The sequence below is a fragment of the Nonomuraea diastatica genome, assembly GCF_004349015.1.
In the GTDB taxonomy this organism is placed as follows: Bacteria; Actinomycetota; Actinomycetes; order Streptosporangiales; family Streptosporangiaceae; genus Nonomuraea; species Nonomuraea diastatica.
Map to the genome: position 1 here is coordinate 18,654 of NZ_SMKP01000057.1, position 25,007 is coordinate 43,660.

General features: G+C 70.4%; 23 protein-coding genes. 10 read left to right on the forward strand and 13 right to left on the reverse strand.

Annotation, left to right across the window (positions count from 1 at the left end):
* Positions 1–463 precede the first annotated feature (463 nt).
* The 8 genes from pyrF to pyrR all read right to left on the reverse strand — a co-directional run bounded on the left by pyrF (position 464) and on the right by pyrR (position 10,630).
* Positions 464–1,156: an orotidine-5'-phosphate decarboxylase gene (gene pyrF / locus E1294_RS20865; RefSeq protein ID WP_132510569.1), complete on the reverse strand. Its 693-nt coding sequence runs from the start codon at positions 1,154–1,156 to the stop codon at positions 464–466.
* A gap of 76 nt (positions 1,157–1,232) precedes the next feature.
* Positions 1,233–2,210, reverse strand: a complete 978-nt coding sequence (locus E1294_RS20870) for a dihydroorotate dehydrogenase (RefSeq protein WP_132510571.1) — start codon at positions 2,208–2,210, stop codon at positions 1,233–1,235.
* Positions 2,200–3,051 carry a dihydroorotate dehydrogenase electron transfer subunit gene (locus E1294_RS20875; RefSeq protein ID WP_246083154.1) on the reverse strand — a complete coding sequence of 284 codons (852 nt, stop codon included), beginning with the start codon at positions 3,049–3,051 and terminating at the stop codon, positions 2,200–2,202. Before E1294_RS20875 ends, E1294_RS20870 begins: the two co-directional genes overlap by 11 nt.
* A gap of 50 nt (positions 3,052–3,101) precedes the next feature.
* Complete coding sequence (gene carB, locus E1294_RS20880) at positions 3,102–6,389, reverse strand: carbamoyl-phosphate synthase large subunit (protein WP_132510575.1); 3,288 nt, start codon at positions 6,387–6,389, stop codon at positions 3,102–3,104.
* A 144-nt stretch (positions 6,390–6,533) separates the two neighbouring features.
* Positions 6,534–7,694 (reverse strand): glutamine-hydrolyzing carbamoyl-phosphate synthase small subunit, encoded by a 1,161-nt coding sequence (gene carA / locus E1294_RS20885; RefSeq protein WP_220447841.1) that lies wholly within the window; start codon positions 7,692–7,694, stop codon positions 6,534–6,536.
* A 92-nt stretch (positions 7,695–7,786) separates the two neighbouring features.
* Positions 7,787–9,076, reverse strand: a complete 1,290-nt coding sequence (locus tag E1294_RS20890) for a dihydroorotase (RefSeq protein ID WP_132510577.1) — start codon at positions 9,074–9,076, stop codon at positions 7,787–7,789.
* A 94-nt stretch (positions 9,077–9,170) separates the two neighbouring features.
* On the reverse strand, positions 9,171–10,088 hold the full coding sequence (locus E1294_RS20895) for an aspartate carbamoyltransferase catalytic subunit (RefSeq protein ID WP_132510579.1): 918 nt from the start codon (positions 10,086–10,088) through the stop codon (positions 9,171–9,173).
* Positions 10,085–10,630 carry a bifunctional pyr operon transcriptional regulator/uracil phosphoribosyltransferase PyrR gene (gene pyrR, locus E1294_RS20900; protein ID WP_132510581.1) on the reverse strand — a complete coding sequence of 182 codons (546 nt, stop codon included), beginning with the start codon at positions 10,628–10,630 and terminating at the stop codon, positions 10,085–10,087. The genes E1294_RS20895 and pyrR overlap by 4 nt, the downstream gene beginning before the upstream one ends.
* 287 nt (positions 10,631–10,917) lie before the next feature.
* On the opposite strand from pyrR, the gene E1294_RS20905 reads away from it, so the two are divergent.
* The 5 genes from E1294_RS20905 (at position 10,918) to bldD (ending at position 16,290) form a co-directional block, all read left to right on the forward strand.
* A complete protein-coding gene (locus tag E1294_RS20905; protein WP_132510583.1) occupies positions 10,918–12,162 on the forward strand; it encodes an arginine deiminase in 1,245 nt (414 codons plus the stop codon).
* 8 nt (positions 12,163–12,170) lie between these two features.
* Positions 12,171–13,106, forward strand: a complete 936-nt coding sequence (gene arcC, locus E1294_RS20910) for a carbamate kinase (RefSeq protein WP_132510585.1) — start codon at positions 12,171–12,173, stop codon at positions 13,104–13,106.
* Positions 13,107–13,116: 10 nt separating this feature from the next.
* A complete protein-coding gene (locus E1294_RS20915; RefSeq protein WP_132510587.1) occupies positions 13,117–14,538 on the forward strand; it encodes an amino acid permease in 1,422 nt (473 codons plus the stop codon).
* A gap of 89 nt (positions 14,539–14,627) precedes the next feature.
* Complete coding sequence (locus E1294_RS20920) at positions 14,628–15,494, forward strand: universal stress protein (RefSeq protein ID WP_132510589.1); 867 nt, start codon at positions 14,628–14,630, stop codon at positions 15,492–15,494.
* A gap of 301 nt (positions 15,495–15,795) precedes the next feature.
* On the forward strand, positions 15,796–16,290 hold the full coding sequence (gene bldD / locus E1294_RS20925) for a transcriptional regulator BldD (RefSeq protein WP_026214021.1): 495 nt from the start codon (positions 15,796–15,798) through the stop codon (positions 16,288–16,290).
* 537 nt (positions 16,291–16,827) lie between these two features.
* On the opposite strand, the gene E1294_RS20930 is transcribed toward bldD, so the two are convergent.
* The 3 genes from E1294_RS20930 to E1294_RS20940 all read right to left on the reverse strand — a co-directional run bounded on the left by E1294_RS20930 (position 16,828) and on the right by E1294_RS20940 (position 19,156).
* Positions 16,828–17,274, reverse strand: a complete 447-nt coding sequence (locus E1294_RS20930) for an SAV_6107 family HEPN domain-containing protein (protein WP_132510591.1) — start codon at positions 17,272–17,274, stop codon at positions 16,828–16,830.
* Positions 17,275–17,767: 493 nt separating this feature from the next.
* Positions 17,768–17,959 carry a ferredoxin gene (locus E1294_RS20935; protein WP_132510593.1) on the reverse strand — a complete coding sequence of 64 codons (192 nt, stop codon included), beginning with the start codon at positions 17,957–17,959 and terminating at the stop codon, positions 17,768–17,770.
* Positions 17,960–17,965: 6 nt separating this feature from the next.
* On the reverse strand, positions 17,966–19,156 hold the full coding sequence (locus E1294_RS20940; RefSeq protein WP_132510595.1) for a cytochrome P450: 1,191 nt from the start codon (positions 19,154–19,156) through the stop codon (positions 17,966–17,968).
* A gap of 96 nt (positions 19,157–19,252) precedes the next feature.
* On the opposite strand from E1294_RS20940, the gene E1294_RS20945 reads away from it, so the two are divergent.
* Both E1294_RS20945 and E1294_RS20950 read left to right on the forward strand, forming a co-directional pair.
* Positions 19,253–19,858, forward strand: coding sequence for a TetR/AcrR family transcriptional regulator (locus E1294_RS20945; RefSeq protein ID WP_132510597.1), 606 nt, complete (start codon positions 19,253–19,255; stop codon positions 19,856–19,858).
* Between the two features lie 56 nt (positions 19,859–19,914).
* Positions 19,915–20,451, forward strand: coding sequence for a hypothetical protein (locus E1294_RS20950; RefSeq protein WP_132510599.1), 537 nt, complete (start codon positions 19,915–19,917; stop codon positions 20,449–20,451).
* Positions 20,452–20,469: 18 nt separating this feature from the next.
* On the opposite strand, the gene E1294_RS20955 is transcribed toward E1294_RS20950, so the two are convergent.
* Positions 20,470–21,195, reverse strand: coding sequence for a L,D-transpeptidase family protein (locus E1294_RS20955; RefSeq protein ID WP_246083156.1), 726 nt, complete (start codon positions 21,193–21,195; stop codon positions 20,470–20,472).
* Positions 21,196–21,401: 206 nt separating this feature from the next.
* Between E1294_RS20955 and E1294_RS20960 the strand changes: the two genes are divergently transcribed.
* Both E1294_RS20960 and E1294_RS20965 read left to right on the forward strand, forming a co-directional pair.
* Positions 21,402–21,878 (forward strand): YbaK/EbsC family protein, encoded by a 477-nt coding sequence (locus tag E1294_RS20960; protein WP_132510603.1) that lies wholly within the window; start codon positions 21,402–21,404, stop codon positions 21,876–21,878.
* Positions 21,879–22,152: 274 nt separating this feature from the next.
* A complete protein-coding gene (locus E1294_RS20965; protein WP_342775066.1) occupies positions 22,153–22,461 on the forward strand; it encodes a GNAT family N-acetyltransferase in 309 nt (102 codons plus the stop codon).
* A 456-nt stretch (positions 22,462–22,917) separates the two neighbouring features.
* Here the strand turns inward: E1294_RS20965 and metF are convergent, their stop codons facing one another.
* Positions 22,918–23,838 carry a methylenetetrahydrofolate reductase [NAD(P)H] gene (gene metF, locus E1294_RS20970; RefSeq protein WP_132510607.1) on the reverse strand — a complete coding sequence of 307 codons (921 nt, stop codon included), beginning with the start codon at positions 23,836–23,838 and terminating at the stop codon, positions 22,918–22,920.
* Positions 23,839–23,929: 91 nt separating this feature from the next.
* Here metF and E1294_RS20975 point away from each other — a divergent pair, with 91 nt between their 5' ends.
* The gene (locus E1294_RS20975; RefSeq protein WP_165977398.1) at positions 23,930–24,997 is read left to right on the forward strand and encodes a polyprenyl synthetase family protein; all 1,068 of its coding nucleotides are present in this window, start codon (positions 23,930–23,932) and stop codon (positions 24,995–24,997) included.
* Positions 24,998–25,007 lie beyond the last annotated feature (10 nt).

A 25,007-nucleotide genomic window follows, 5' to 3' on the forward strand; every position in this document is an offset into this window, starting at 1 on the left:
CCCCCGGCTGGGGCCCCTGGTCACCAGGACGCGCGTGCCACCGCGCCGCACGCGCGGCCACGCCAGGGAGTAGCGGGCGTCAGGGAGTAGCGGACGTCAGCGCGCGGCGAATGCCAGGCCCCTGTCGCGCATTGGGCTTGGCGGGTGCGCGAACGTGCGGGGATGCGGGAACGCCGGGTGCGTGCCCTGCGGCGGCCACACCACGTGCTCCAGCCTGCCGGTACGCGGGCATCGGCATCGGTGCACCGTGACCGGCCACGGACGCGCACCCTCGGATACCGATTTACCACGGCCCAGGCCGGGCGCGTGTCCATGGGCGCCGGTTCGCCACGAGCCGGGGCAAGTGTGCGCTCGTCACGGCGAGTGCCACGTGAGCCTTCACGACCGGCCATGACGGACGGAGACCAGCGTCGGCGCGTGCGGGCAAGGCAGGCTTGCCGTAAAAGATGATGATCGTTACATGTCAGACGGAACGGCGGAGAGAGGCGGCGATGGCGGCGGCCGCGGCGCCCGGGTCCGGGGAGCCCGTGATGGGGCGGCCGATGACGAGCAGGTCGGCGCCGTCCGCGAGAGCCCGCTCGGGGGTGGCCACGCGCGCCTGGTCCTGCGTGGCGGCGCCCGTGGGGCGCACGCCCGGCGTGATCAGCCTGATCCTGTCCCCCACCTCCGCCCGCACCGCGGACACCTCGTGGGGCGAGCACACGAGCGCCGTCGCGCCCGCCTCGACCGACAGCGCTGCCAATCGGCGCACCGCGGCGTCGGCCGGGCCGGCGAGCCCGATGCGGTCGAGGTCGACCTCGGTCAAGGAGGTGAGAATCGTCACGGCGGCGATCTCGGTGTGCGGCGCCGCCTCCACGGCGGCCCTGATCATGGCGGGCCCGCCGGCGGCGTGCACGGTGAGGATCGCGGGACGCAGCCGGGCCACGGCGCTAGCGGCGCCGGCGACGGTGTTGGGGATGTCGTGCAGTTTGAGATCGAGGAACACCTGCACGCCGCTCGCCCCCTTGACGGAGGCGATCACGTCGGGGCCGTAACGCAGGTAGAGCTCCAGGCCCACCTTGACCGTGCTGACGTGCGGCGTCACGAGGGCCGCCCACCGGGCTGCGGTCTCCAGGTCGGGTGCGTCGAGGGCGACGGCGATCGGTGCGGGAGTCAAGACGTGCTCTCCTCAGGTGCTGGAGCGATTACGGGCGGGGGAAGGGGCGCTCTTCCGCGTCGGTCCCCAGAAGACGTCACGGCGCACTCTCTTCGGAGTCGACCAGCAGATGCCGGGGGGCGCTTCCCGGAGGGCGGTGCGCCAGGCCGACGGCGTCGGCGAGCCGCTGCAAGCCGCGCGCCCTCAGGAGGTCTTCGAGCTCGCGTTCGATGCGCAGGCAGGCGTACGGGTCGTGGAAGAGCGCCGTGCCGACCCCGACCACGCAGGCGCCCGCCAGGACGAGCTGGAAGGCGTCCCTGCCGCTCATCACGCCGCCCATACCGATCAGCGGGACTCCGGGCAGCGCGGCGTGGACCTGCCAGACGCAGCGTACGGCCAGCGGCAGGACGGCGGGCCCCGACAGCCCGCCGGTGACGGCGGCGAGCGAGGGCCGCAGCGCCTCGGTGTCGATGGCCATGCCGAGCGGGTTGTTGATCATGGACAGCGCGTCGGCCCCGGCGTCCACGCACGCGCGGGCGACGGAGACGATGTCGGCGACGTCGGGCGCGAGCTTGGCGACGACGGGAACGTCGTAGCGCATGATGGAGCGCACGGAGGCGATCACCTCGGCCGCCGCGCTGCCCTCGCGGGCGAAGACGCGGCCGCGGTCCTCCATGTTCGGGCAGGAGAGGTTGATCTCCAGCGCGGTGACCCCTGGCGCGTCGGCCAGCCTGCGGACCAGCTCGGAGTATTCGGCGACGGTGCCCCCGCCGATCGAGACGATGGTCCTGATGCCCCGCTGGGCCAGCCAGGGCAGCTCGCGCTCCAGGAACGCGTCGATGCCGGGGCCCTGCAGGCCGACGGAGTTGAGCATGCCCGAGGGTGTCTCGGCCATCCGTGGAGTCGGCCGGCCGGCGCGCGGCGCCATGGTGATCGAGCGGGTGGTCAGCGCGCCGAGCCGGTGCAGGTCGAAGAACTGGGCCAGCTCCCGCCCCGAGGACGCGCAGCCGGCCGCCGTGGTGATCGGGTTCGCCAGCTCCACATGCGCCAGAAAAGTCCGCATATCAACTGACATGTCGTGCTCCGCCTCCGGGGGCGCCCAGCGCGTCGAACGGGATGGTTCCCACATCCTCGAAACGCACCCGCTCCCCCCGGAACACCGGCCCTTCCGCGCACGCCCTGACCATTCTCGTCGCCCCGTCGTCGCCGATGACGGGGAGCACGCACGTCATGCACACCCCGATCCCGCAGGCCATCGACTCCTCGACCGCCACCTGCACCGGGATGTCGAACTCCATCGCCACCGCCGTCACCGCCCGCAGGGTTGCCATGGGCGCGCAGGCGTAGACGGCGTCGGCCCGTGTGTCGGCGATCACCGAGGGCAGCGCGTCGGTGACGGTGCCGCGCAGGCCGAGCGAGCCGTCCTGGGTGGTCAGCGTGGTCGTCTCGGCCATCCTGCGGGCCCGCATCGCCCCGAAGACCCGTTCGGCCTCTGCTCCCCCGATCACGAAGTCCACCCGGCAGCCCCGCGCCAGCAGCGCGTCGGCCAGGGGGAACAGCACGGCCGAGCCGTAGTCGGAACCCACCAGCACGCAGTGCGCGGGATCGCGCGGCAGCGGGAACGGCCGCCCGAGCGGCCCGACCAGGTCGAGCGTGTCACGGGCGCGCCGCTCGGCGAGCCAGGCGGTGCCGGGCCCGCCGGTGGTGAAGACCAGTTCGACCGTGCCGCCGTAGTCGGCCTTGACGTCGTGGATGAAGAACGCCCGGCGTGTCACCATCGAGGTGTAAGCCCCTCCGACCGCCACCGACACGAAGTGACCGGGGCGGTAGCGCTCGGCTATCCCCGGCGCCACCACCGTCAGCGCATGGTAGGCGTCGACGCGGCGCGTCGTCAGCACCGTGCCAGTCACCTGCACCGGAGTGCCGGCCAGTCGTCTTCACCTCCCGCCCCGGGGGTCGTACGGGGTCAGCCCGTGAGTGCCTGCGCGTGTTCCTGGAGTGACCGTACGCCCACATCGCCGCGCACGATCGCCTGGATGCCCGCCGCCGCCGCGGCGAGTCCCGCGACCGTGGTGATGCACGGGATGCCGCGCAGCACCGCGGCGGTGCGGATGTCGTAGCCGTCGAGCCGCGGGCCCGACTGCCCGGGGCTGCCGAAGGGCGTGTTGATGATCAGATCGACATCGCCGTCGAGAATGCACCGCACGCTCGTAGGCTCACCTCCGGGCCCCGTCCCCTCGCTGTGCTTTCGCACGATCTTGGCATGGACGCCGTTGCGCCGCAGCACCTCGGCGGTCCCTTCGGTGGCCAGGATCTCGAACCCGAGGTCCGCGAGCGCCTTCACAGGGAAGATCATCGCACGCTTGTCGCGGTTGGCCACGGACACGAACGCGCGTCCTTTGGTCGGCAGCTCACCGTAGGCGGCCGCCTGGGACTTCGCGAACGCCACGCCGAAGAACGCGTCGATGCCCATGACCTCGCCCGTGGAGCGCATCTCGGGCCCGAGCACGGTGTCGACGCCGCGGAAGCGGTTGAACGGCAGCACCGCCTCCTTGACCGCGATGGACGAGTCGAGCGGCAGCGTACCGCCGTCGCCGGTGGCGGGCAGCATGCCCTCCTCGCGCAGCGAGGCGATCGACGCGCCGAGCATCACCCGGGACGCCGCCTTGGCCAGCGGCGCCGCCGTGGCCTTGGACACGAACGGCACCGTGCGGCTGGCGCGCGGGTTGGCCTCCAGGACGTAGAGAACCCCGGCGGACATGGCGTACTGGACGTTCAGCAGCCCGCGCACCCCCACCCCGGAGGCGATGGCCTCGGTGGCGGCGCGGATGCGCTTGATGTCGTTGCTGCCGAGCGTGATGGGTGGCAGCGCGCACGCCGAGTCGCCGGAGTGGATTCCGGCCTCCTCGATGTGCTCCATGACGCCCCCGAGATAGAGCTCCTCGCCGTCGTAGAGGGCGTCGACGTCGATCTCGATGGATTCGTCGAGGAACTTGTCCACCAGCACCGGATGGCCGCCCTCCTGGGCCGCCATGTAGGTGGTCAGCGTCTCGTCGTCGTAGACGATGGCCATGCCGGCCCCGCCCAGCACGTAAGAGGGGCGCACCAGCACCGGATAGCCGATGTCCTCGGCGATCTCCAGCGCCTCCGAGACGGTCAGCGCCGTGCCGTGCTTGGGCGCGGGCAGGCGGGCCTCGGCCAGCACCCGCCCGAACGCGCCGCGCTCCTCGGCCAGGTGGATGGATTCCGGCGAGGTGCCGACCACGGGCACGCCCGCGTCCTTCAGCGCCTGCGCGAGCCCCAGCGGCGTCTGGCCGCCGAGCTGCACGATCACGCCCGCCACCGCCCCTGTCTGCTGCTCGGCGTGCACGACCTCCAGGACGTCCTCCAGGGTGAGCGGCTCGAAGTAGAGGCGGTCGGAGGTGTCGTAGTCGGTGGAGACGGTCTCGGGGTTGCAGTTGACCATGACGGTCTCGAACCCGGCCCGCGACAGCTCGAACGAGGCGTGCACGCACGCGTAGTCGAACTCGATGCCCTGCCCGATGCGGTTGGGCCCGGAGCCGAGGATGATGACCTTCTGCCGCTCGCCGGCGGGGACCTCGCTCTCCTCGTCGTAGGTGGAGTAGAGGTAGGGGGTCTTCGCGGCGAACTCGGCGGCGCACGTGTCGACGGTGTTGTAGACCGGCCGCAGCCCGAGGGCGTGCCGCAGGTCACGCACCCGCGCCTCGTCGATGCCGCGGATCTCGCCGATCTGCACGTCGCTGAACCCGTGGCGCTTGGCGCGTTCGAGCACCTCCACGGTCAGCTCGGTCGCCGCGGCGACCGCCGCGGCCTCCTCGTGCAGCAGGAAGAGCTGGTCGATGAACCACGGGTCGACGCGAGTGGCCTCGAACAGCTCGGCGGGCGTGGCGCCCGCCCTGATGGCCTCCTGCATGGTGCGCAACCGCCCATCGTGCGGCGTGCGGCACTCGGCCAGCAGCTCGTCCTTCGGCCGGAGATCGCCGCCCCAGGTGAAGGAGGAGTCTTTCTTCTCCAGCGACCGCAGCGCCTTCTGCAGCGCTTCGGGGAAGGAGCGGCCGATGGCCATGGCCTCGCCGACCGACTTCATGTGCGTGGTGAGCGTCTGGTCGGCGCCTCTGAACTTCTCGAACGCGAACCGCGGCACCTTCACCACGATGTAGTCGAGCGTCGGCTCGAAGGAGGCCGGGGTCTCCTTCGTGATGTCGTTGGGGATCTCGTCGAGGGTGTAGCCGATCGCCAGCTTGGCCGCGATCTTCGCGATCGGGAAGCCGGTGGCCTTGGAGGCCAGGGCGCTGGAGCGCGACACGCGCGGGTTCATCTCGATGACGATCATGCGGCCGGTGCGCGGGTCGACCGCGAATTGGATGTTGCAGCCGCCGGTGTCGACCCCGACCTCGCGGATGACGGCGATGGCGACGTCGCGCATGTTCTGGTATTCGCGGTCGGTCAGCGTCAGCGCGGGCGCGACCGTGACGCTGTCGCCGGTGTGGACGCCCATCGGGTCGATGTTCTCGATGGAGCAGACGATGACGACGTTGTCGGCCTTGTCGCGCATGACCTCGAGTTCGTACTCCTTCCAGCCGAGGATCGACTCCTCCAGGAGCACCTCGGTGGTCGGCGACGCGTCGAGCCCCGCGCCGGCGATGCGCCGCAGGTCTTCCTCGGTGTACGCGAACCCGGACCCGGCGCCGCCCATGGTGAACGACGGCCTGACCACCACCGGGTAACCGAGCTCACCTGCGGCGACCAGGCACTCGTCCATCGTGTGGCAGATGACCGACCCTGCCGACTCGGCGTTGAGACCGTGTTCGCGGGCGACCTTGGCGACGATCTCCTTGAACCGCTCGCGGTTCTCGCCCGCCTGGATCGCGTCGAAATCGGCGCCGATCAGCTCGATTTCATATTTGTCCAGGACGCCCGACTCGTGCAGCGCGACCGCCGTGTTGAGTGCCGTCTGCCCGCCCAGCGTCGGCAGCAGCGCGTCGGGGCGCTCCTTGACGATGATCTTCTCGACGAACTCGGGGGTGATGGGCTCGACGTACGTGGCGTCGGCGAACTCCGGGTCCGTCATGATCGTCGCGGGGTTGCTGTTGACCAGGACGACACGGAAACCCTCGTCCCGCAGCACCCGGCACGCCTGGGTGCCGGAGTAGTCGAACTCGCACGCCTGACCGATCACGATCGGGCCCGAGCCGATCACCAGGACCGACCTGATGTCCTCACGCTTGGGCATTCGCGGCCTCCCTCATCCGGCCGGGCATCAGGTCACGTGTCGGGCCGCGGAGCCCGCGGGGGGGTGAAACGTCTGTGGAGCTGGTGTAAGACCGCAAGGAGAGCATCCCTTTCTGGCGGGCGGTCGGCTGCGAAGCAGGAACCTCTATCCGCAAGGGTGAGAATCCTCCCCGTCTTTCACAGAGTCCTGCAGGGAGTCCTGCACGGCGTCCCGTGCAGAGGACGTGGCCAGGATCTCGCAGAACTCGTCGAAGAGGTAAGCCGCGTCATGGGGCCCCGCGGCGGCCTCGGGGTGATATTGCACGCTGAAGGCCGGCTGCTCCAGCAGGCGCAGGCCCTCCACACAGCGGTCGTTGAGGTTGACGTGGCTGACCTCGGCCCGCCCGTACGGCGTCTCGAACGGCCCGTCGAGCGGCGCCTCCACCGCGAACCCGTGGTTGTGCGCCGAGATCTCCACCTTCCCGGTGCGTACGTCCTGCACCGGCTGGTTGACGCCCCGGTGCCCGTAGCGCAGTTTGTACGTGGAAAGGCCCAGGGCCCGCCCGAAGAGCTGGTTGCCGAAGCAGATGCCGAAGAAGGGCACCCTGGCCTCCAGCACCTTCCGCAGCGCCGACACGTCGGCGGTGGCGGGGTCGCCGGGACCGTTGGAGAAGAACACGCCGTCCGGCTTCACCGCCATGATCTGCTCGTACGTGGCGGTCGCGGGCAGCACGTGCACCTCGCAGCCGCGCTCGGCCATCCGGTGCGGCGTCATGCCCTTGATGCCCAGGTCGACGGCCACCACCGTGAACTTCTTCGCCCCGGCCGCGGGCACGACGTAGGGCTCGGCCGTGGCCACCTGCGCGGCCAGGTCGGCGCCCTCCATGCCGGGCGAGCGGCGCACCCGCTCGACCAGCTCCTCGACGGGCTCGGACGGGCCGGTGAAGATGCCGGCGCGCATGGCGCCGCGCTCGCGCAGGTGGCGGGTGAGCGCGCGCGTGCCGGGAATGGCGATGCCGACGACGCCCTGCTCCTTGAGATAGGCGTCGAGCGATCGAGTGGCCCGCCAGCTGGAGACCACCCTGGACGGTTCGCGCACGACGTAGCCGGCCACCCAGACGCGGGACGACTCGGGATCGTCGTCGTTGACGCCGGTGTTGCCGATGTGGGGCGCCGTCATGGCGACGATCTGCCGGTGGTAGGACGGGTCCGTCAGCGTCTCCTGGTAGCCGGTCATGCCGGTGTTGAAGACCATCTCGCCGAACGTCTCGCCTTCGGCGCCGTACGGGGTTCCGTGGAAGACGCGGCCGTCTTCCAGAACGAGCACCGCCCCTCGGTGGGCTCCGCCCCCCGAGTGCCCCCCGAAGGGGGTGGAGCCGCTTCGCGGCACGTTGTTGTTCACGTCAGCAGGGCTGTCGTTCAAACCAGCTTCCCTTCGAGAACGGTCGGCCTGCCGCGCAGGAACGTGGCAACCACCCGGCCCGGCAGCGTCATGCCTTCGTAGGGCGTGTTCCTGCTCTTCGATGCGAAGGCGGAGGGATCCACCTTGGTGCGCGCAGACGGGTCGTACAGCATGATGTTGGCCGGCTCGCCCGCCTCGAGCGGACGGCCCTGACCGGACAGACGGCCGATGCGCGCCGGAAGCGCGGACATCCGCCGCGCGACGCCCGCCCAGTCGAGCAGCCCGGTCTCGACCATGGCCTCCTGGACGACGCTGAGCGCCGTCTCCAGGCCCACCATGCCCATGGCCGCCGCCGACCACTCGGTCTCCTTGTCCTCGACCGGGTGGGGCGCGTGGTCGGTGGCCACGATGTCGATCGTGCCGTCGGCCAGCGCGGCGCGCAGCGCCTCCACGTCGGCGCGGGTGCGCAGCGGCGGGTTGACCTTGTAGATCGGGTTGTAGGAGCCCACCGGCGACTCCTCGACCAGGTCGTCGGCGAGCAGGAGGTGGTGGGGGGTGACCTCGGCGGTGACGTTCCAGCCCTTGGACTTGGCCCAGCGGATGATCTCGACCGAGCCTGCCGTGGAGACGTGGCACACGTGCAGCCTGGAGCCCACGTGGGCGGCCAGCAGGCAGTCGCGGGCGATGATCGCCTCCTCGGCGACCGCCGGCCAGCCGGTCAGGCCGAGCCTGCCGGAGACGACGCCTTCGTTCATCTGGGCGCCGGAGGTGAGCCTGGGCTCCTGGGCGTGCTGGGCGACGACGCCGTCGAACGCCTTGACGTATTCGAGGGCGCGGCGCATGAGGACGGCGTCGTCGACGCACTTGCCATCGTCGGAGAAGACGCGCACGCGGGCGGCCGAGTCGGCCATCGCACCCAGCTCGGCCAGCTGCCTGCCCTCCAGGCCGACGGTGACCGCGCCGACGGGGTGCACGTCGCAGAGGGCGTGTTCGCGGCCCAGCCGCCACACCTGCTCGACCACGCCGGCGGTGTCGGCGACGGGCGAGGTGTTGGCCATGGCGTGCACGGCGGTGTAGCCGCCGCGGGCCGCCGACTGCGTGCCGGTCAGCACGGTCTCGGCGTCTTCCCGGCCCGGCTCGCGCAGGTGGGTGTGCAGGTCGACCAGCCCGGGGAGAGCGATCGTGCCTCCGCCGTCGATCGCCTCGGGCGCGTCCATTCCCGGCGCGACCTCCGCGATCACGCCGTCGGCGATCCGGATGGCGACGGGCTCACCGCCGAGGATCCTGACGTTCTTGATGATCATCATGCCTCCTTCGCCGGCACAAGGGGCAGGATGCCGTGCCCGTCGGTTCGTCCGCCGCGCTCACCGCTGTGCCCACAAGTTCGTTCGCTGTGCTCGCTCACGTGGTCTCTCCCCCGAGCAGCAGGTAAAGGACGGCCATGCGGATGGTCACGCCGTTGGCGACCTGCTCCACGATCGTCGAGCGCGCCGAGTCGGCCACCTCGGCGGCGATCTCCATGCCACGGTTCATCGGACCGGGGTGCATCACGATCGCGTCGTCCGGCATCTTGGCGAAGCGGTCGCGGTCGAGTCCGTAGCGGCGCGAGTATTCGCGCTCGCTCGGGAAGTAGGCGGCGTTCATCCGCTCCTTCTGCACCCGCAACATCATCACCACGTCGGACTTCGGCAACACCGCGTCGAGGTCGTAGGAGACCTCGCAGGGCCAGGTGCCGACGGAGACGGGCATCAGCGTGGGCGGCGCGACCAGCGTGACGTCGGCGCCGAGCGTGCCGAGCAGCAGCACGTTGGAGCGGGCGACCCGGCTGTGCAGCACGTCGCCGACGATCGTGATCTTGCGCCCTTCGAGCGCGCCCAGGCGTCGGCGCATGGAGAAGGCGTCGAGCAGCGCCTGCGTCGGGTGCTCGTGGGTGCCGTCGCCGGCGTTGACGACGCTGCCGTGCACCCAGTTGGCCAGGCGGTGGGGCGCCCCGGAGGCACTGTGGCGGATGACGACCGCGTCGGCCCCCATGGCCTCCAGGGTGAGCGCGGTGTCCTTGAGCGACTCGCCCTTGGACACGCTCGACCCCTTCGCCGAGAAGTTGATCACGTCGGCGGACAGCCGCTTGGCCGCCGCCTCGAACGAGATGCGCGTGCGGGTCGAGTCTTCGAAGAAGAGGTTGACCACCGTGCGCCCGCGCAGCGTGGGCAGCTTCTTGATGGAACGTTCCGAGACACTCGCCAGCTCCTCGGCGGTGTCGAGGATGAGCAGCGCGTCGTCCTTGGTGAGGTCTCCGGCGGAGATCAGATGCCGTTTCACCTGGCGCCCCCCTTGACCAGCACGACGGCGTCGCGGCCGTCGATCTCCTGCAGGTAGACCTTGACCTTCTCGCTCTTGGCGGTCGGCAGGTTCTTGCCGACGTAGTCGGCGCGGATGGGCAGCTCGCGGTGGCCGCGGTCGACCAGAGTGGCCAGCTGAACGGCGGTGGGCCGGCCGAGGTCGTTGAGCGCGTCGAGCGCGGCCCGCACGGTGCGGCCGGAGTAGAGCACGTCGTCGACGAGCACCACGACCTTGCCGTCGATGCCGTCGGGCGGCAGCTCGGTGTGGCCGAGGGGCCGGGCGGGCTTGAGCCGCAGATCGTCGCGGTACATCGTGATGTCGATCGAGCCGACGGGGATCTTGACGCCTTCGAACTGCTCGACACGGTCGCCGAGCCGGCGGGCCAGCGTCGCGCCGCGGGTCGGGATGCCGAGGAGGACGACGTCGTCGGCGCCCTTGGTCCGCTCGAGGATCTCGTGCGCGATCCTGGTCAGCGCCCGATGGATGTCGGGGGCCTCCAGCACGGCGCGGGAGTCGGACATGGCGAATCTCACCACCTTTCCCGCCTCACGGGACGGGTCTTAAAGGGTGTTGGTCGGGAGACAGAGTACCAGGGGCTACCAGCTACAACGCGAGCGCCCTGCCGGAACGCCGCGACGGCTCCCCTACAGGGGGTGACCGGCCAGGGCGGGCTCCGCCGTTCTCATCCGCGTCCCGCGATCGGGTAAAAGTCCCTCTTCTGCCGTGTCGGCCGGTTCCGCGCGGGCAGGTCACGGAGGGCTTGCCGGACGACCGTTCATGTCCGGCTTTTGGGGGGGATAGAGCGAAGATGACCTTTCATGTCGATTCGGAGGTCGGGCGGCTGCGCCAGGTCCTCCTCCACAAGCCCGACCTGGCGCTCAAGAGGCTGACCCCCACCACCAAGGACGCGTTCCTCTTCGACGACGTGCTGTGGGTCCAGCGCGCGATGGAGGAGCACGAAGAGTTCAGGCAGGTGCTGACCGGCCGCGGCATCAAGGTGTACGAGCTGGCCGACCTGCTGCGGGAGACCGTCGACATCCCCGAGGCGCGCAAGCACATCCTCGACGCGGTCATCGACGAGCGCTGGCTCGGCCCGGCCGCCATCGACGACATCCGCAACACCCTCGACGGCATGGACGCGGCCACGCTGCAGCTCTACCTGACAGGCGGCATCACCAAAGACGAGCTGGTCTCCATGGGCTGCGCCCCCAAGTCGGTCACCTTCCACACCACGACCGGCGACGACTACATCCTGCCGCCGCTGCCCAACCACCTCTTCACCCGCGACACGTCCTGCTGGATCTACGACGGCGTGTCGATCAACGCCATGCGCAAGAAGGCCCGGATGCGCGAGACGGTCAACATGGAGGCCGTCTACATGTTCCACCCGACGTTCGCCGGCGGCTTCGACCGGCCCGGCCAGGGCGGCTACCACTGCTGGATGCCCGGCCAGGCGGTGGCGCCCGCCACCCTCGAAGGCGGCGACGTACTGGTGATCGGCAACGGCGCGGTGCTGATCGGGATCAGCGAGCGCACCCGGGCGCAGGCGGTCGAGATGCTGGCGCAGCGACTGTTCAGAGCCGGCTCGGCGCGGAAGATCGTGGCGCTCGACATGCCGAAGGCGCGGGCGGTCATGCATCTCGACACCGTGATGACGATGCTGGACGTGGGGGTGTTCAGCAAGTACGCGGGCCTCGGGATGCTGCGCTCGTACACGATCGAGCCCGGCGAGACGCACAAGGAGCTCAAGGTCACCGACCACCCGCCCGAGGACATGCACAAGGCCATCGCCCGTGCCCTGGACCTGGACGACATCACGGTCCTCACGCCCACCCAGGACGTATACGCCGCGGAGCGGGAGCAGTGGGACGACGGCTGCAACGGGCTGGCGCTGGAGCCCGGCGTGGTGGTCGCCTACGAGCGCAACACCACCACGAACAACTTCCTGCGCGACAACGGCATCGAAGTGATCACCATCAGGGGCAGCGAGCTCGGCCGTGGCAGGGGCGGCCCCCGCTGCATGAGCTGCCCGCTCGAGCGGGACGCGGTCTAGGAGGCCTGATGCGGGTCATCGTCGCTCTGGGCGGCAATGCCGTGCTCAGACGCGGCCAGAAGGCGGACGCCGACGTCCAGCTGGCCAACGTGCGCACAGCCGTCAAGACGCTGGCCCGGCTGGCCGGCGAGCACGAGCTGGTCATCACCCACGGGAACGGCCCACAGATCGGCATGCTGGCTCTGGAGAGCGCCGCCGACCCCGACCTGACCCGGCCCTACCCGTTCGACACGCTGGTCGCGCAGACGCAGGGCATGATCGGCTACTGGATGCAGCAGACCCTGCAGAACGCGCTGCCGGGCCGGCAGGTCCTCGCCATGGTCACGCAGACGCTGGTGACGGCCGTCGACCCCGCCTTCGAGCAGCCGGCCAAGTTCGTCGGCCAGGTCTACGACCAGGAGGAGGCCGAGAAGCTGGCCGCGGAGAACGGCTGGACCGTCGCCCAGGACGGCCCCCACTGGCGGCGTGTCGTCCCCTCCCCCACGCCCCGGCGCATCGTCGAGACCCGGCTGATCCGCAAGATGATCCGCGAGGGCGTGGTCGTCGTCTGCGCGGGCGGCGGCGGCGTTCCCGTCGTCCGCGACGAGTCCGGCCGGCTGATCGGGGTCGAGGCGGTCGTGGACAAGGACCTCACAGCCGCGATGCTGGCCGAGTCGCTCGAATGCGACGCGTTCCTGATCCTCACCGACGTGCCTCGCGTGATGCGCGGCTTCGGCACGCCCCAGGAGTCGGAGATCGCCCACACCACGCCGCACGAGCTGCGGACCATGGAGTTCCCCGCCGGGTCGATGGGCCCGAAGGTGGACGCCGTGTGCCGATTCGTCGAGAACACCGGTGACATGGCCGCCATTGGGAAGCTTGACCAGGCCGAACGCATACTCGACGGCTCAGCGGGGACGATCGTCACGCCCAACGGCAGGTGGCCGCTGACGAGCACGCTGTAGGGGGTGTCGGATGACACTGGCCCAACGGCTCTTGCGTACCAAGCCGGCCGAACGCATCGTGGCCGAGGGTGGGCGGGGCGAGGGCGGTGAGCTGCGGCGCACGATGTCGCTGTGGCAGCTCACGCTGTTCAGCGTGGGCGCCACGCTGGGCACCGGCATCTTCGTGATCCTGGGGCAGGCGGTGCCCAAGGCGGGGCCCGCGGTGGTGCTGGCGTTCGTGCTGGCCGCTTTCACCGCGCTGCTCTCCGCCCTGTCGTACGCCGAGCTGGCCGGGACGATCCCGGTGTCCGGCTCGTCCTACTCCTACGCGTACGCGACGCTGGGCGAGCTGGTGGCCTGGGTCTGCGGCTGGTGCCTGATGCTGGAGTACGCCGTGTCCGTGGCGGCGGTGTCCGTGGGCTGGGGCGAATATCTGAACGCGTTCCTGCGGGCGATCGCCGGCTTCACCCTGCCCGACGCGATCACCCGCTCCCCCGGCCAGGACGGCGGCGTGGTCAACGTCACCGCGATCCTCATCGTGCTGCTGGCCACCTGGCTGCTGCTCCACGGAGCGTCCGAGAGCGCCAAGGCCAACGCGATCTTCGTACTGCTCAAGATCGCGGTGCTGCTGTTCTTCTGCGCGGTGGCGTTCACCGCGTTCAGGTCGGGCAACCTCTCCCCCCTCGCTCCGATGGGAGTGGCCGGCATCACCGCCGCCGCCTCCCAGGTCTTCTTCTCGTACATCGGCTTCGACGCCGCCTCGACCGCCGGCGAGGAGGCCAAGAACCCCAGGCGCGACCTGCCCCTGGCCATCGTCTTCTCCCTGGCCATCGTCACGATCGTCTACGTGCTCGTGGCCCTGGCCGCCGTCGGCGCGATGCCGTGGACGGAGTTCGATCCCGACAGCACCGAGGCCAGCCTGGCCTACATCGCCGACCTGGCCATGGGCGCCACCTGGCCCGGCCTGATCGTCTCCTTCGGCGCGGTCATCGCCATCGCGAGCGTCGTGCTCACCGTCATGTACGGCCAGACCCGCATCCTGTTCGCGATGTCCCGCGACGGGCTCATCCCCCGCATCTTCCAGAAGGTCAACCCGCGCCGCCAGGTGCCTGTCGCCAACACCCTCATCGTGGCCCTGTTCGTCTCGGTGCTGGCCGGGCTCGTGCCGCTGGGCCAGCTCGCGGAGGCGACCAGCATCGGCACGCTGTTCGCCTTCGCCATCGTGAACGTCGGCGTGCTCGTGCTCCGCTACCGCAGCCCCGGGTTGCCGCGCAGCTTCCGCGTACCGCTCTTCCCCGTCACGCCGATCCTCGGCGCGATCTTCTGTTTCCTCGTCATGGCGGGACTCGCCGGCGTCACCTGGCTGGCGTTCGCGCTGTGGATGCTAGTGGGTCTGACCTGCTACTTCCTCTACGGCTATGGCCACTCGCGGCTGAGTGCCGAGGTGGGCTGATTGTCTTCCCCGACAGGTCTTCGAGCCGGGCACCCGACTGACCGGCTCCACGAGGCTGACCTCCGGGGTCTCCAGCGAAGGAGGAGCCGATGAAGCTGGAGAAGGTGCTCGCCGGATATGTGCCGGGGCCGCGGGGCAGGGACGGGCTGGCGCTGGCCGTCCTGCTCAAGGAGCAGGCGCGCGGGCGCCTGACGGTGGCGAACGTGCAGCCGCCCGTCTGGACGCCGCCGGGGCCCGCCAGGGCCGAGGAGACCGCCTGGCGCACCTATCTCGCCGAGCAGGCGGCCTCGACGCTCGCGCAGGCCCGCGAGCTGGCCGGCGAGGACGCCGAGTATGTCAGGCACACCCACCGGAGCAGCGGGCGCGGCCTGGTGGAGCTGGCCCGCAAACGCGGCGCGGACGTCGTGGTGATCGGCTCGGCCCCGCGCGGCGGCAGGGGCCGCATCGCCCTGGGCAGCACGGCCGACCAGCTGCTGCACTCCTCCTCCGTCCCCGTCCTGCTCGCTCCCCGCGGCTACGGCGAACAGCCGCCCGCCGCCTTCGACCGCCTCACCGTCGCCTACCGGCGCGGCCCCGGCGCTGACGCGGCGGTCAAGGACGCGGCCAGGGCGGCCGCGCGGCTCGGCGTGTCCCTGCGGCTGGTCACGCTCGTGGTCAGCAGCGGCAGGCGGGCTGGGGTCGAGGAGGAGATGCTCGTACGCCTGCGGGACCAGGCCGCGGCCGACCTGCGCACGGCCGCGCGGGGACACCGGCGGAGGTTGTCGGTGGAGGCCGAGGTGCTGGAGGGCCGGAGCGTTCCCCAAGCGCTCGGCACGACCTCGTGGCTCGCCGGCGAGATGATCATATGCGCTTCGAGCGCCACCGGGCCACTCAGACGGGTCTTCCTCGGCGACACGTCCATAAAGATCGTCAAGGCCGCGACATGCCCGGTCATGGTGCTCACCCGCCAGACGTGAGTGGGCACGCTCCCTCGTCAAACTATGACGAAGTACTGGTACTAGTGGGACATCAGAGGCGTTTGTGGCGATTCCTAACGGACCGGATTCGGCATCTTTTTTCCAATCAGCTTGACCTGGGGCGTCCACCCCTTTACCGTCACTGTGCGTAACCGCACTGCGCGGCGTTACCGGGGTAAACCCAGGCCGTGGCTACCGATGGTGCCGAGCATGGCACCAGACCCCCCGGTGGCCGGGGCATACGCCGCAAGGGAGCACAATCTACTAAGAGCGATACATACGAGAGCCGGGGGGCCACACGATGCCGTCTGAGTACGCAAAGTCGCTGGGTGCACGACTCCGCGCCATCCGCACCCAGCAGGGCCTGTCCCTGCATGGAGTCGAAGAGAAGTCGCGTGGCAGGTGGAAGGCCGTGGTCGTGGGCTCTTATGAGCGCGGCGACCGAGCTGTGACCGTGCAGAAACTTGCCGAACTTGCCGACTTCTACGGGGTGCCCGTCTCCGAGTTGCTGCCGGGCGGCGCCGCCCCCAGCCCGCTCGGGCCGACACCCAAGCTTGTGATCGACCTGGAGCGCCTGGCCACCCTGCCGAAGGAGAAGGCGGGCGCGCTGGCCCGTTACGCCGCGACGATCCAGAGCCAGCGTGGCGACTACAACGGCAAGGTGCTGTCGATCCGCCAGGAGGATCTGCGCTCCCTCGCCGTGATCTACGACAAGTCGCCCAGCGAGCTGACCGAGGAGCTGATCAGCTGGGGCGTCCTCGACGCCGAGGCTCGCCGGGCCGTCGAGTCGTTCTGAGGTCGGCTCCTCAGGGATTGCTCGTTTTCGAGGTCACCCGCCTGAGGCCGAAGGGCTCGCCGTACGTCGGCGAGCCCTTCGGCCTTCCCACGGACCCCGCCCTCCCGCCGTTGACGTACCGCCTCTCACCAGCCGGAAATCCACCCAGCGGCGAGCCCCGCCGCGCCACGAGGCCACAGCCATCACACTCTCGTGTCCCACGCCGGCGCCGGACCTTGGACAAGCCCCACCGATCCTCGGCATCGTCCACCACGCGGAGTGGCCGCACGCCTTTCCGCGACCGTGAGGCGACCGGGGCCACGGGACGCCCTCGGCGGAGTCCGGGGTCGCGGGCATGCCGTAACGCTGCGACGGCCCCAGGTCCGATCCCCGGAAGGGCGCGGGCGATGCACCTGGAGGAGCCCGGCTGAGGCCATCGGGAAAGCCCCGGGAACGCGCGGAGGGCACGCGGAGGGCACGCGGAGGGATCGGCTGAGACCCCGGAAGGACCCGGTCGGCGCCGCCACCGGATGGGCCGGGGAAAGCCCTCTCGGAGCGTCAGCCCGCCAGCGGGACGTCCGCGGGGAGCTGGGGCTGGCTGGGGACGCCGAGCAGGTCTTCGATGGTGCAGACGAAGGTCTCCGCCTCGGCCAGGATCTCGTCGGCGTCGGCCGCGCTGATCCCGCGGACCATGCCCGCCTCCGCTGCGGCCCGCTTGGCGGCGCTCGCCGCGAAGTAGGCGGCCCACTCGGCCAGGTGCGGCTCCGCCTCGGGCAGCAGCTCCCACGCGCTGCGCAGGCGGCGCCTGCGGCCCTCCATGGGCCGCGGGCGGGCGGCCAGGATCGCCGCCGCCGCCCTGAGGGCGGCGAGGTGGGCGGCCACATATCGGGATGCCGGGGTGCGAGCGCCGTTCGCCTCCGCCAGGCAGGAACGTGAATCGGTCAGGTGCGCCCGAACCGCAGCCGACAGCCGGGGCCCGGGCGTTTCTCTAGGCCGTGGTGCCATCTTGCGCGCCTCCTTTGGAGTCGTGGGCGGGCGGCCGGCGTTCCGCCGGTGGAGTCAACACTCGCAGACGCCACTGACATTTCCGCCGGGCCGGCCGGACGAGGAGCTTCCCCTCTCCCCGTCCGGCCAGGACACGCCCGCTCGTCTCCGCCGACGACGAGGACGCGCCCTTCGCCCGTGGAGCCTGGCCGCGGGGATCGCTTGGGGAAGCGAACTGCCCGCGACCAGGCCCAGGTGACGCCGAGCCGCGAGCCTCACCGTCACTGGATCGAACATAATTTCGATCACGTTCGGTGTCAACCACATCCACGAACACAGGTTCGATGACCATGGACGAACCGGCTGGCTCGCCGCCGGACCGGCCAGGGAAACCGCGCGAGGAAAAACCGTACGACGAAGGCAGCCGCCGCCGCGCATGGGCACGCGGCGGCGGATTGGGGCCAGAGGGCGGCGAGGCGACGACCAGGAGGGCCAGGAGGCTGTCAGGAGGCCCTCAGGAGGCGGAAATCGCCCCTGAGGGACAGAGGGTCACGGCGCGCCGCACAGCCTCCTCCTGCCCGTCCGGCGGCGTCTGACGCAACAGCACCACCGTGCCTTCGTCCTCGCTCTGGTCGAACACCTCCGGCACCGTCAGCGCGCACATGCCGGCACCGATGCACACCGTGGTGTCTGCCTTGATCTCCATGATGACCTACCAAGTGACAGGGAGGCGGTGCACTCCATAGATGCTCATGTCCGAGCGCATCGGCACCTCCTCGGGCGTTACCGCCAAGCGTAGGGCAGGGAAGCGCCGCAGCAGCGCAGGGTAGGCGATGCGCATTTCCGCGCGGGCGAGCTGCTGGCCGAGGCACTGGTGGATGCCGTGTCCGAAGGTCATGTGACCGCCGGCGGGGCGGGTGACGTCGAGGTGCTCGCCGTCGGGGAAGCGGGAGGGATCGCGGTTGACGACGGGCAGGTGGACGCCGACCATCTCCCCCTCCTTGATGAGGTTGCCCGAGATCTCGACGTCCTCCGTCGCGAGCCTGAACGGGCCGAGGTGGATGATGGTCAGGTAACGCAGCAGCTCCTCGACGCCGTTGTCCACCACCGACGGGTCGTCGCGCATGGCGGCGAGCTGATCGGGGTTGGTGAGCAGCGCGTACGTCCCCAGCCCCAGCATGTTGGCGGTCGTCTCGTGCCCGGCCACCAGCAGCAGGAACGCCACCCCCGTGAGCTCCTCGTCGTCGAGCTCCCCGCTCTCGATGAGCCCGCTCAGCAGGTCGTCGGCCGGCTCCTTGCGCTTGCGCTGGATCAACCCGTGCAGGTAGGCCGAGACCCGCCCGAGCGCCGCCAGCACGTCGTCGGCCTTGGTCTCCAGGTTGACCAGGATCTTGGAGTCCTCCTGGAACTGCGCACGGTCGTCGTACGGCACCCCGAGCAGCTCACAGATCACCAGCGACGGGATGGGCAGCGCGAACGCCTGGACGAGGTCCACGGGGCCGCCGGCGGCCGCCATGTCGTCCAGGCAGGCGTTGGTGATCTCGGCGATCCTCGACTCGAGAGCCTTCATCCTGCGCACGGTGAACTGCCCGGTCAGCAGCTTGCGGTAGCGCGTGTGCTCGGGAGCGTCCATACGCAGGAACCACCCCCGCGGCACCCCGTACCCACGCTCCTTGACCAGTTCGAGCCTGGCGGGGATCGGCGAGTGCATCTTCTCCGGCCGGTTGCTGAAGCCCGGGTGGGCCAGCACCGCACGGGCCTCCGCGTAGCCGGTCACCAGCCAGCCGACGTGGCCGTCGGCGTACGTCATGCGGTGCATCGAAGCCTGCTGCCGCAGCTCCGCGACCTCCTCCGGCGGGTCGAACGGACGCTGCCTGGTCATGGGCAGGGTGAAGTCGGACATGTCTCTGCTCCTTTCCGAGCGACATCCCCATAAAACCTCATTCATTGCAAATTTTCAACCAGTGAAAACAATAAGAGCGTGCAGTATAGTTCCGGCATGGTGGGATTGCGGGAGCGCAAGAAGCAGCGCACGCGCCGGGCGCTGATCGAGTCGGCGCTCCAGCTGTTCGACGAGAAGGGTTTCGAGAAGACCACGCTGGCGGAGATCGCCGCTGGAGCCGAGGTGTCGACGCGCACGTTCTTCAGCTACTTCGCGAGCAAGGAGGACGTGGTCTTCTACGACACGCACGAGCGCATGGAGCTGGCGAAGTCCATGCTGGCCCGCGGAGAGCCAGGGAAGTCGCCGGCCGACCTGCTGGCAAGTCTCATCGACAACATTCTCGCCTGGATGAGCGCGCAGGAGGATCTCACTTTCGAGGACGCGGAGCTGCGGCTGCGGCTCGTCCTGACCGAACCGACGCTGCAGGCGCGGGCGCTGACGCTGTTGTTCGACACCCAGCTCGCGCTGGCACAGACGCTCCACGAGACGTACGCCGACGAGCTGAGCCTGATCGAGGCGGCGGCGGCGGTGGGCGCGCTGTTCGGGTCGGTGAAGCTGGCAGTGATCGCCAACCTGGAGAACAACCGGTCGCTGGAGGAGATCTGGGACACCGTCCGCCGGGCAGCCGACATCGCGCTGGCCGGGATGCGCTCGCTCGGCTAGCACCTCGCACGCGGCTTCTGAGAGGCTGTCCCCGCTGAGGCGGGAGAGGAGAGCGCATGGCGGAAAGCCGCCGACGGCGGCCCATCGATCTGGTCCTGCTGGCACTGGGGCCGGTCCTGGCGGCGGCGTACGCGGCCGCCAACCACGCGGCCATCCGGGTGGCGGTGCGGGCCCAGGTCACCGGCCCCGAGTGGGAGGGGGGCCCGGTCGGCGCCGGCGAGATGACGGCACTGGGCGCGGACACCTGGCGGCTGACCTGGTGGATCGCCCTGTTCGTGGGCGTCGTGGCGATCGCCTACGTCGTCATCGGCGTGCTGCTGCGGCGGCGTGGCCGGGGCCGCACGCTTCTCCTGGTGCTCTCGGGCGTCCTCATCGTCCCGTACGCGCTGGCGTTCCTCGTCGCGCTGATCAATCCCGTACACCTCCTGGCGGGCCTGTACGACTCGCCTGGCTTCGCCTCAGGGGTGCCGGGCTGGCAGGCGGGCACGGCGTTCATCGTGCTCGCGGCCGGGCTGGCGCAGACGGCCGGGCTGGCGATGGCGGCCTCAGCGGGCCGGCGCGTGGCCGGGGCCGGCGAGCGGAGCACCGCGTAGTCGCCCTGCCCACCCGGATCAGGCGCGCCTGAACTTGCCCCGCACATGCACCGGCACGCCCTTGCCGAGCATGCCGGGAAGCACCTCGGCCACGTTCATCGGCATGCGTACGCAGCCGTGCGAGGCCGGGTGGAGCGGCACGGACAGCGCCCCGTGGAAGGCGATGCCGCCGTTGAAGAAGATCGGGTTGTACAGCTCGCCCAGATAGGACTTGTGCCACCCGCTCGCGCGCCACGTCGTCCGGTAGTTGCCGGTCGGCGTCGTGGCCGAGCCGCAGAAACGCTGCTGCTTGCCCTGCCACATGGCCGTCTCGCAGTAGGCGATGCCGCTGCCGGACGACACGTGGGTGATGAGCTTGGCCTCGCCCTTGACGTACATGACCATGATCTGCCTGGTCAGGTCGACCTCGGCGCGGGTCGGCCTGCCGTTCCTGGCCAGGACCCTCGGGGGCCTCGGCGTCTCCAGCGCCTCCCAGGTGCGCCTGGCAACGGTGCTGGTCGGCTTGATGCCGTTGACCTTCTGGAACGCCCACACGGCCGCCAGCGTCGTGCCGCCGTACTTCCCGTCCACCTTGCCCGGGCGGTAACCCAGCTCGGTCAGGCGCTCCTGCATCCAGGTGACGGCCTCGCCCTTGGCGCCGAGCTTGAGCGTCTTGCGCGGCGCGGTGACCGTCGCGGCGGGGACGGCGGCGGCCGGCCCGCCCGCCGCCGCGGGTGTCGTGGTGGTCGTCGCCGGCGTCAGCACTGGTGACGACGCGTGCGCACGGTGCGGCGCCGGTGTGCCGCATCCCGAGACGATGACGGCGCCGGCCGTCAGGAGAGCAGCTACCCCGGGTAGCCGTCGAGCCCCCACCTGTACCACCTCTCACCATGGTAACGAACGGATCAGTGGACCTTACACCACTCACCATGAATCGGTAATCAAGCAGTCATCCTGTTTAGAGTGTGTCCATGTCTGAGAAGTTGCCGGCCAATGCCGTCATTGTGGAATCAGCGCTTCGCCGGCTCGGGGTGACCGGAGAGATCGTCGTTCTGCCGGAGAAGGCCCCCACCGCCGCGACCGCCGCCGCGCAGGTCGGGTGCGAGGTCGGGGCCATCGCCAACAGCCTGATCTTCGACGCTGACGGCGGCCCGCTGCTCGTGCTGACGAGCGGCGCGCACCGGGTCGACGTCGAACTGATCGCCCGCACGGCGGGTGTCCAGCGGGTACGCCGGGCGTCGCCGGAGTTCGTCAGGGCCGCCACCGGCCAGCCGATCGGCGGAGTCGCCCCGGTCGGGCATCCGGCGCCCGTACCGACTCTGGTGGACAACTGGCTGAGCAAGCACGAGGTGGTGTGGGCGGCCGGCGGGCATCCGCTGACCGTGTTCCCGACCACGTTCGACGAGTTGGTGCGGATCACCGGGGGCACCCCTGTGGACGTCGAGTAGGGTGCGACGGGTGATCGAGTTTCGCGGGGTGGGTCCCGCCGGGTTCGCCGAACGGCTGGAGACGGTGATCGGCATCTACACGGCCGCGATGAACCCGCCCGCGGACCAGATCACCGGCCGCAAGACCATCATGCGAAATCATGGGACATATCCCCATTTTCAGTGTTATTTCGCTGAATTGCGTGATTCATCCCCACAGCTACCCCCTTCGGAACCTCAAATCGTGGGTTTCGCGTACGGATTCCGGGGCGCGCCGGGGCAATGGTGGCATGACGTGGTTCTCCGGGCCCTGCGCGACGAGATGGGCCCGGAGGCCGCCAACGCGTGGCTGGGATTCGCGTTCGAGCTGGCCGAGATCCACGTCCACCCCGACTACCAAGGCAAGAGCATCGGCCGGGCCATGATCAGGACACTGTGCGCCGGCCGGCCGGAACGCTCGGCCGTCCTGTCCACGCACGACCAGCCGACGGCCGCCCGCCACCTCTACGCGAGCATGGGCTTCACCGATCTGCTGACGCGGTTCGTCTTTCCCGGCGGCCACGAGGAGTACGCGATCGCCGGCCGTCCCCTGCCCCTCCCCTGACCGTCACGCCGGACAACCGCGAACCTCTGCGAGCCGCCCCTCCCGCTTCCTGCACCGGCCTGCGGCACGCAGTCTCCGGCGAAAGGGAAAAACCTTGATGACGACGTGACCTGTGTGTTTACCGGGGATGGCCAAGGGCATCATCCATGACAGAAAGTAATCGACCCTTTACTTACCGGCTACCGTTTCCCGCCCGCCACCCGCCCGGTCCCCCTGCGGGCGGGTGGCGGGCCTTCCCCATGGTCCTCGCGACCGGCCCACGGCTCCGACCACGTGTCCGGCCCACCTCGCGCAGTGGCGGCTGCCCGCCTGGCGCCGTGCCAGCGGCCCCCCGCGCGGGTCGGCGGGCGTCTCCCCGGAAGCCGCCGGGCCCGGTCGGCGGCCCCGGTCGGCGGGTGGTGTGCCGCCGGCCGTGCCGTATCGGCGATGAAGGCCGCGCCGGGCGGAGAAGCCGCGTCAGATGGACAGCCGCACCCCGGACAACCTCTGGAACACCTCGCGCGTGGCACTGGAGCGGTTGAACGTGATGAAGTGGATCCCCGGCGCGCCCTCGTCGAGCAGCCGCTGGCACAGCTCGGCCCCGTGCTCGATGCCCAGCCGCCGCACCGCGGCGGGATCGTCCTTGACCGCCTCGAAGCGCGCCGCCAGCCGGGGCGGGAACGGCGCCCCGGACAACTGCTCCGAGCGCGCGATCGTGCTCATCTGCGTCACCGGCATGATGCACGGGATGATCGGCGTGTCGCACCCCTGGGCCGCCACCCGATCGCGCAGCCGCAGATAGTCGTCGGCCTCGAAGAACATCTGCGTGATCGCGTAGTCGGCACCCGCCCGGCACTTGCGGACGAAGTAATCGGTGTCGGACTCGATGGACGGCGAGCGCGGGTGCTTGTAGGGGAAGGCGGCCACGCCCACGCAGAAGTCGCCCGCCTGCCTGATCAGCCGCACCAGGTCTTCGGCGTAGAGCACGCCCTCGGGGTGCGGCACCCACTCGGCCGTCGGGTCGCCGGGGGGATCGCCCCGCACGGCCAGGATGTTGCGCACCCCGGCGTCGGCGAAGCGCCCCACGAGGTGGCGCAGCTCGCGGACGGAGTGGTTGACCGCCGTGAAGTGCGCCACGGGTGTGAGCGTGGTGTCGTGGGCGATGCGCTCCACGATGTCGACCGTGCGGTCGCGGGTGGAGCCGCCTGCGCCGTAGGTCACCGACACGAACGTCGGCCGCAACGACTCGAGCTCCCTGATCGCCCGCCACAACAACCGCTCGCCCTCGTCGGTCTTCGGCGGGAAGAACTCGAAGGAGAACGACCGCCCGCCGCCGGCGAGCATGTCGCGGACGGTGGGAACACGTTCGGGGAAGAGGGAAGGTCGACCAAGCGCCATGGGCACCAGGCTACAGTGACGCCGCGGGACCGGCAGCCCGAGAGGCACCTGGAGATCCGGACGCCCGCGCCCGGCCATTAGTCTCAGTGTCATGACCACTGACGCCGCCCGCATGGACGTCCTGCGCCCGCAGGTGGAGCGCTCCCTCGGAGAGTTCGTCGAACGGAGGCTGCCGGCCGGGGGCGATGCCGCCTTCGCCCCGTTGCGCGCGGCCGCCGACGCGTTGCTGTCCGGAGGCAAGCGGCTGCGCCCGGCGTTCTGCTACTGGGGCTGGCGCGGCGCGGGCGGCACCGACGTCCCCGAGATCTTCACCGCCGCCGCCTCGCTGGAGCTGCTGCAGGCCAGCGCGCTCGTCCACGACGACGTGATGGACAAGAGCGACCTGCGCAGGGGGATGCCGGCCGCGCACCGCCGCTTCGAGTCCATGCACGAGCAGTCCCGCTGGCAGGGGTCGGCGCAGCAGTTCGGCGAGGGGGCGGCGATCCTGCTCGGCAACCTGCTGCTCATATGGTCGGGAGAGATGTGGCGCACCAGCGGCCTCCCGCCCGCGTCCCTGGAGGCGGCCCAGCCGGTGCACGACCACATGCGCACCGAGCTGATGTGCGGCCAGTACCTCGACCTGCTGGAGCAGGCCAACGGGGAGAACACGTTCGAGTCGGCGCTGCGGGTGGCACTGTACAAGAGCGGCAAATACTCGGTGGAGCAGCCGCTCAGGCTCGGGCTGGTGCTCGCCGGCGAGAAGCGCGCGCCGTGGATGGACGACCTGTGCACCGGCTACGGCACCCGCGTGGGCATCGCCTTCCAGCTCAGGGACGACATCCTCGGCGTGTTCGGCGACCCGGCGCAGACGGGCAAGCCCGCGGGCGACGACCTGCGCGAGGGCAAGCGGACGATGCTCGTGGCCCGCACGCTGGCGGCCGCGTCCCCCGGGGACGCGCAGACCGTCCGGCGGCTGCTCGGCGACCCCGACCTGGACGAGTCCGGGGTGGCGACGCTGCGGGAGATCATCGCCGGCACCGGGGCGTTGCGGGAGTGCGAGGACCTGATCGGCGACTATTTGGGCGAGGCGCTGTCCGCCCTCGACAAGTCGCCGGTGACGGCCGAGGCCCGCTCCGCCCTGACCGAGCTCGCCATCGCCGCCACGTCCCGCAAGACCTGACGCGGCGCGC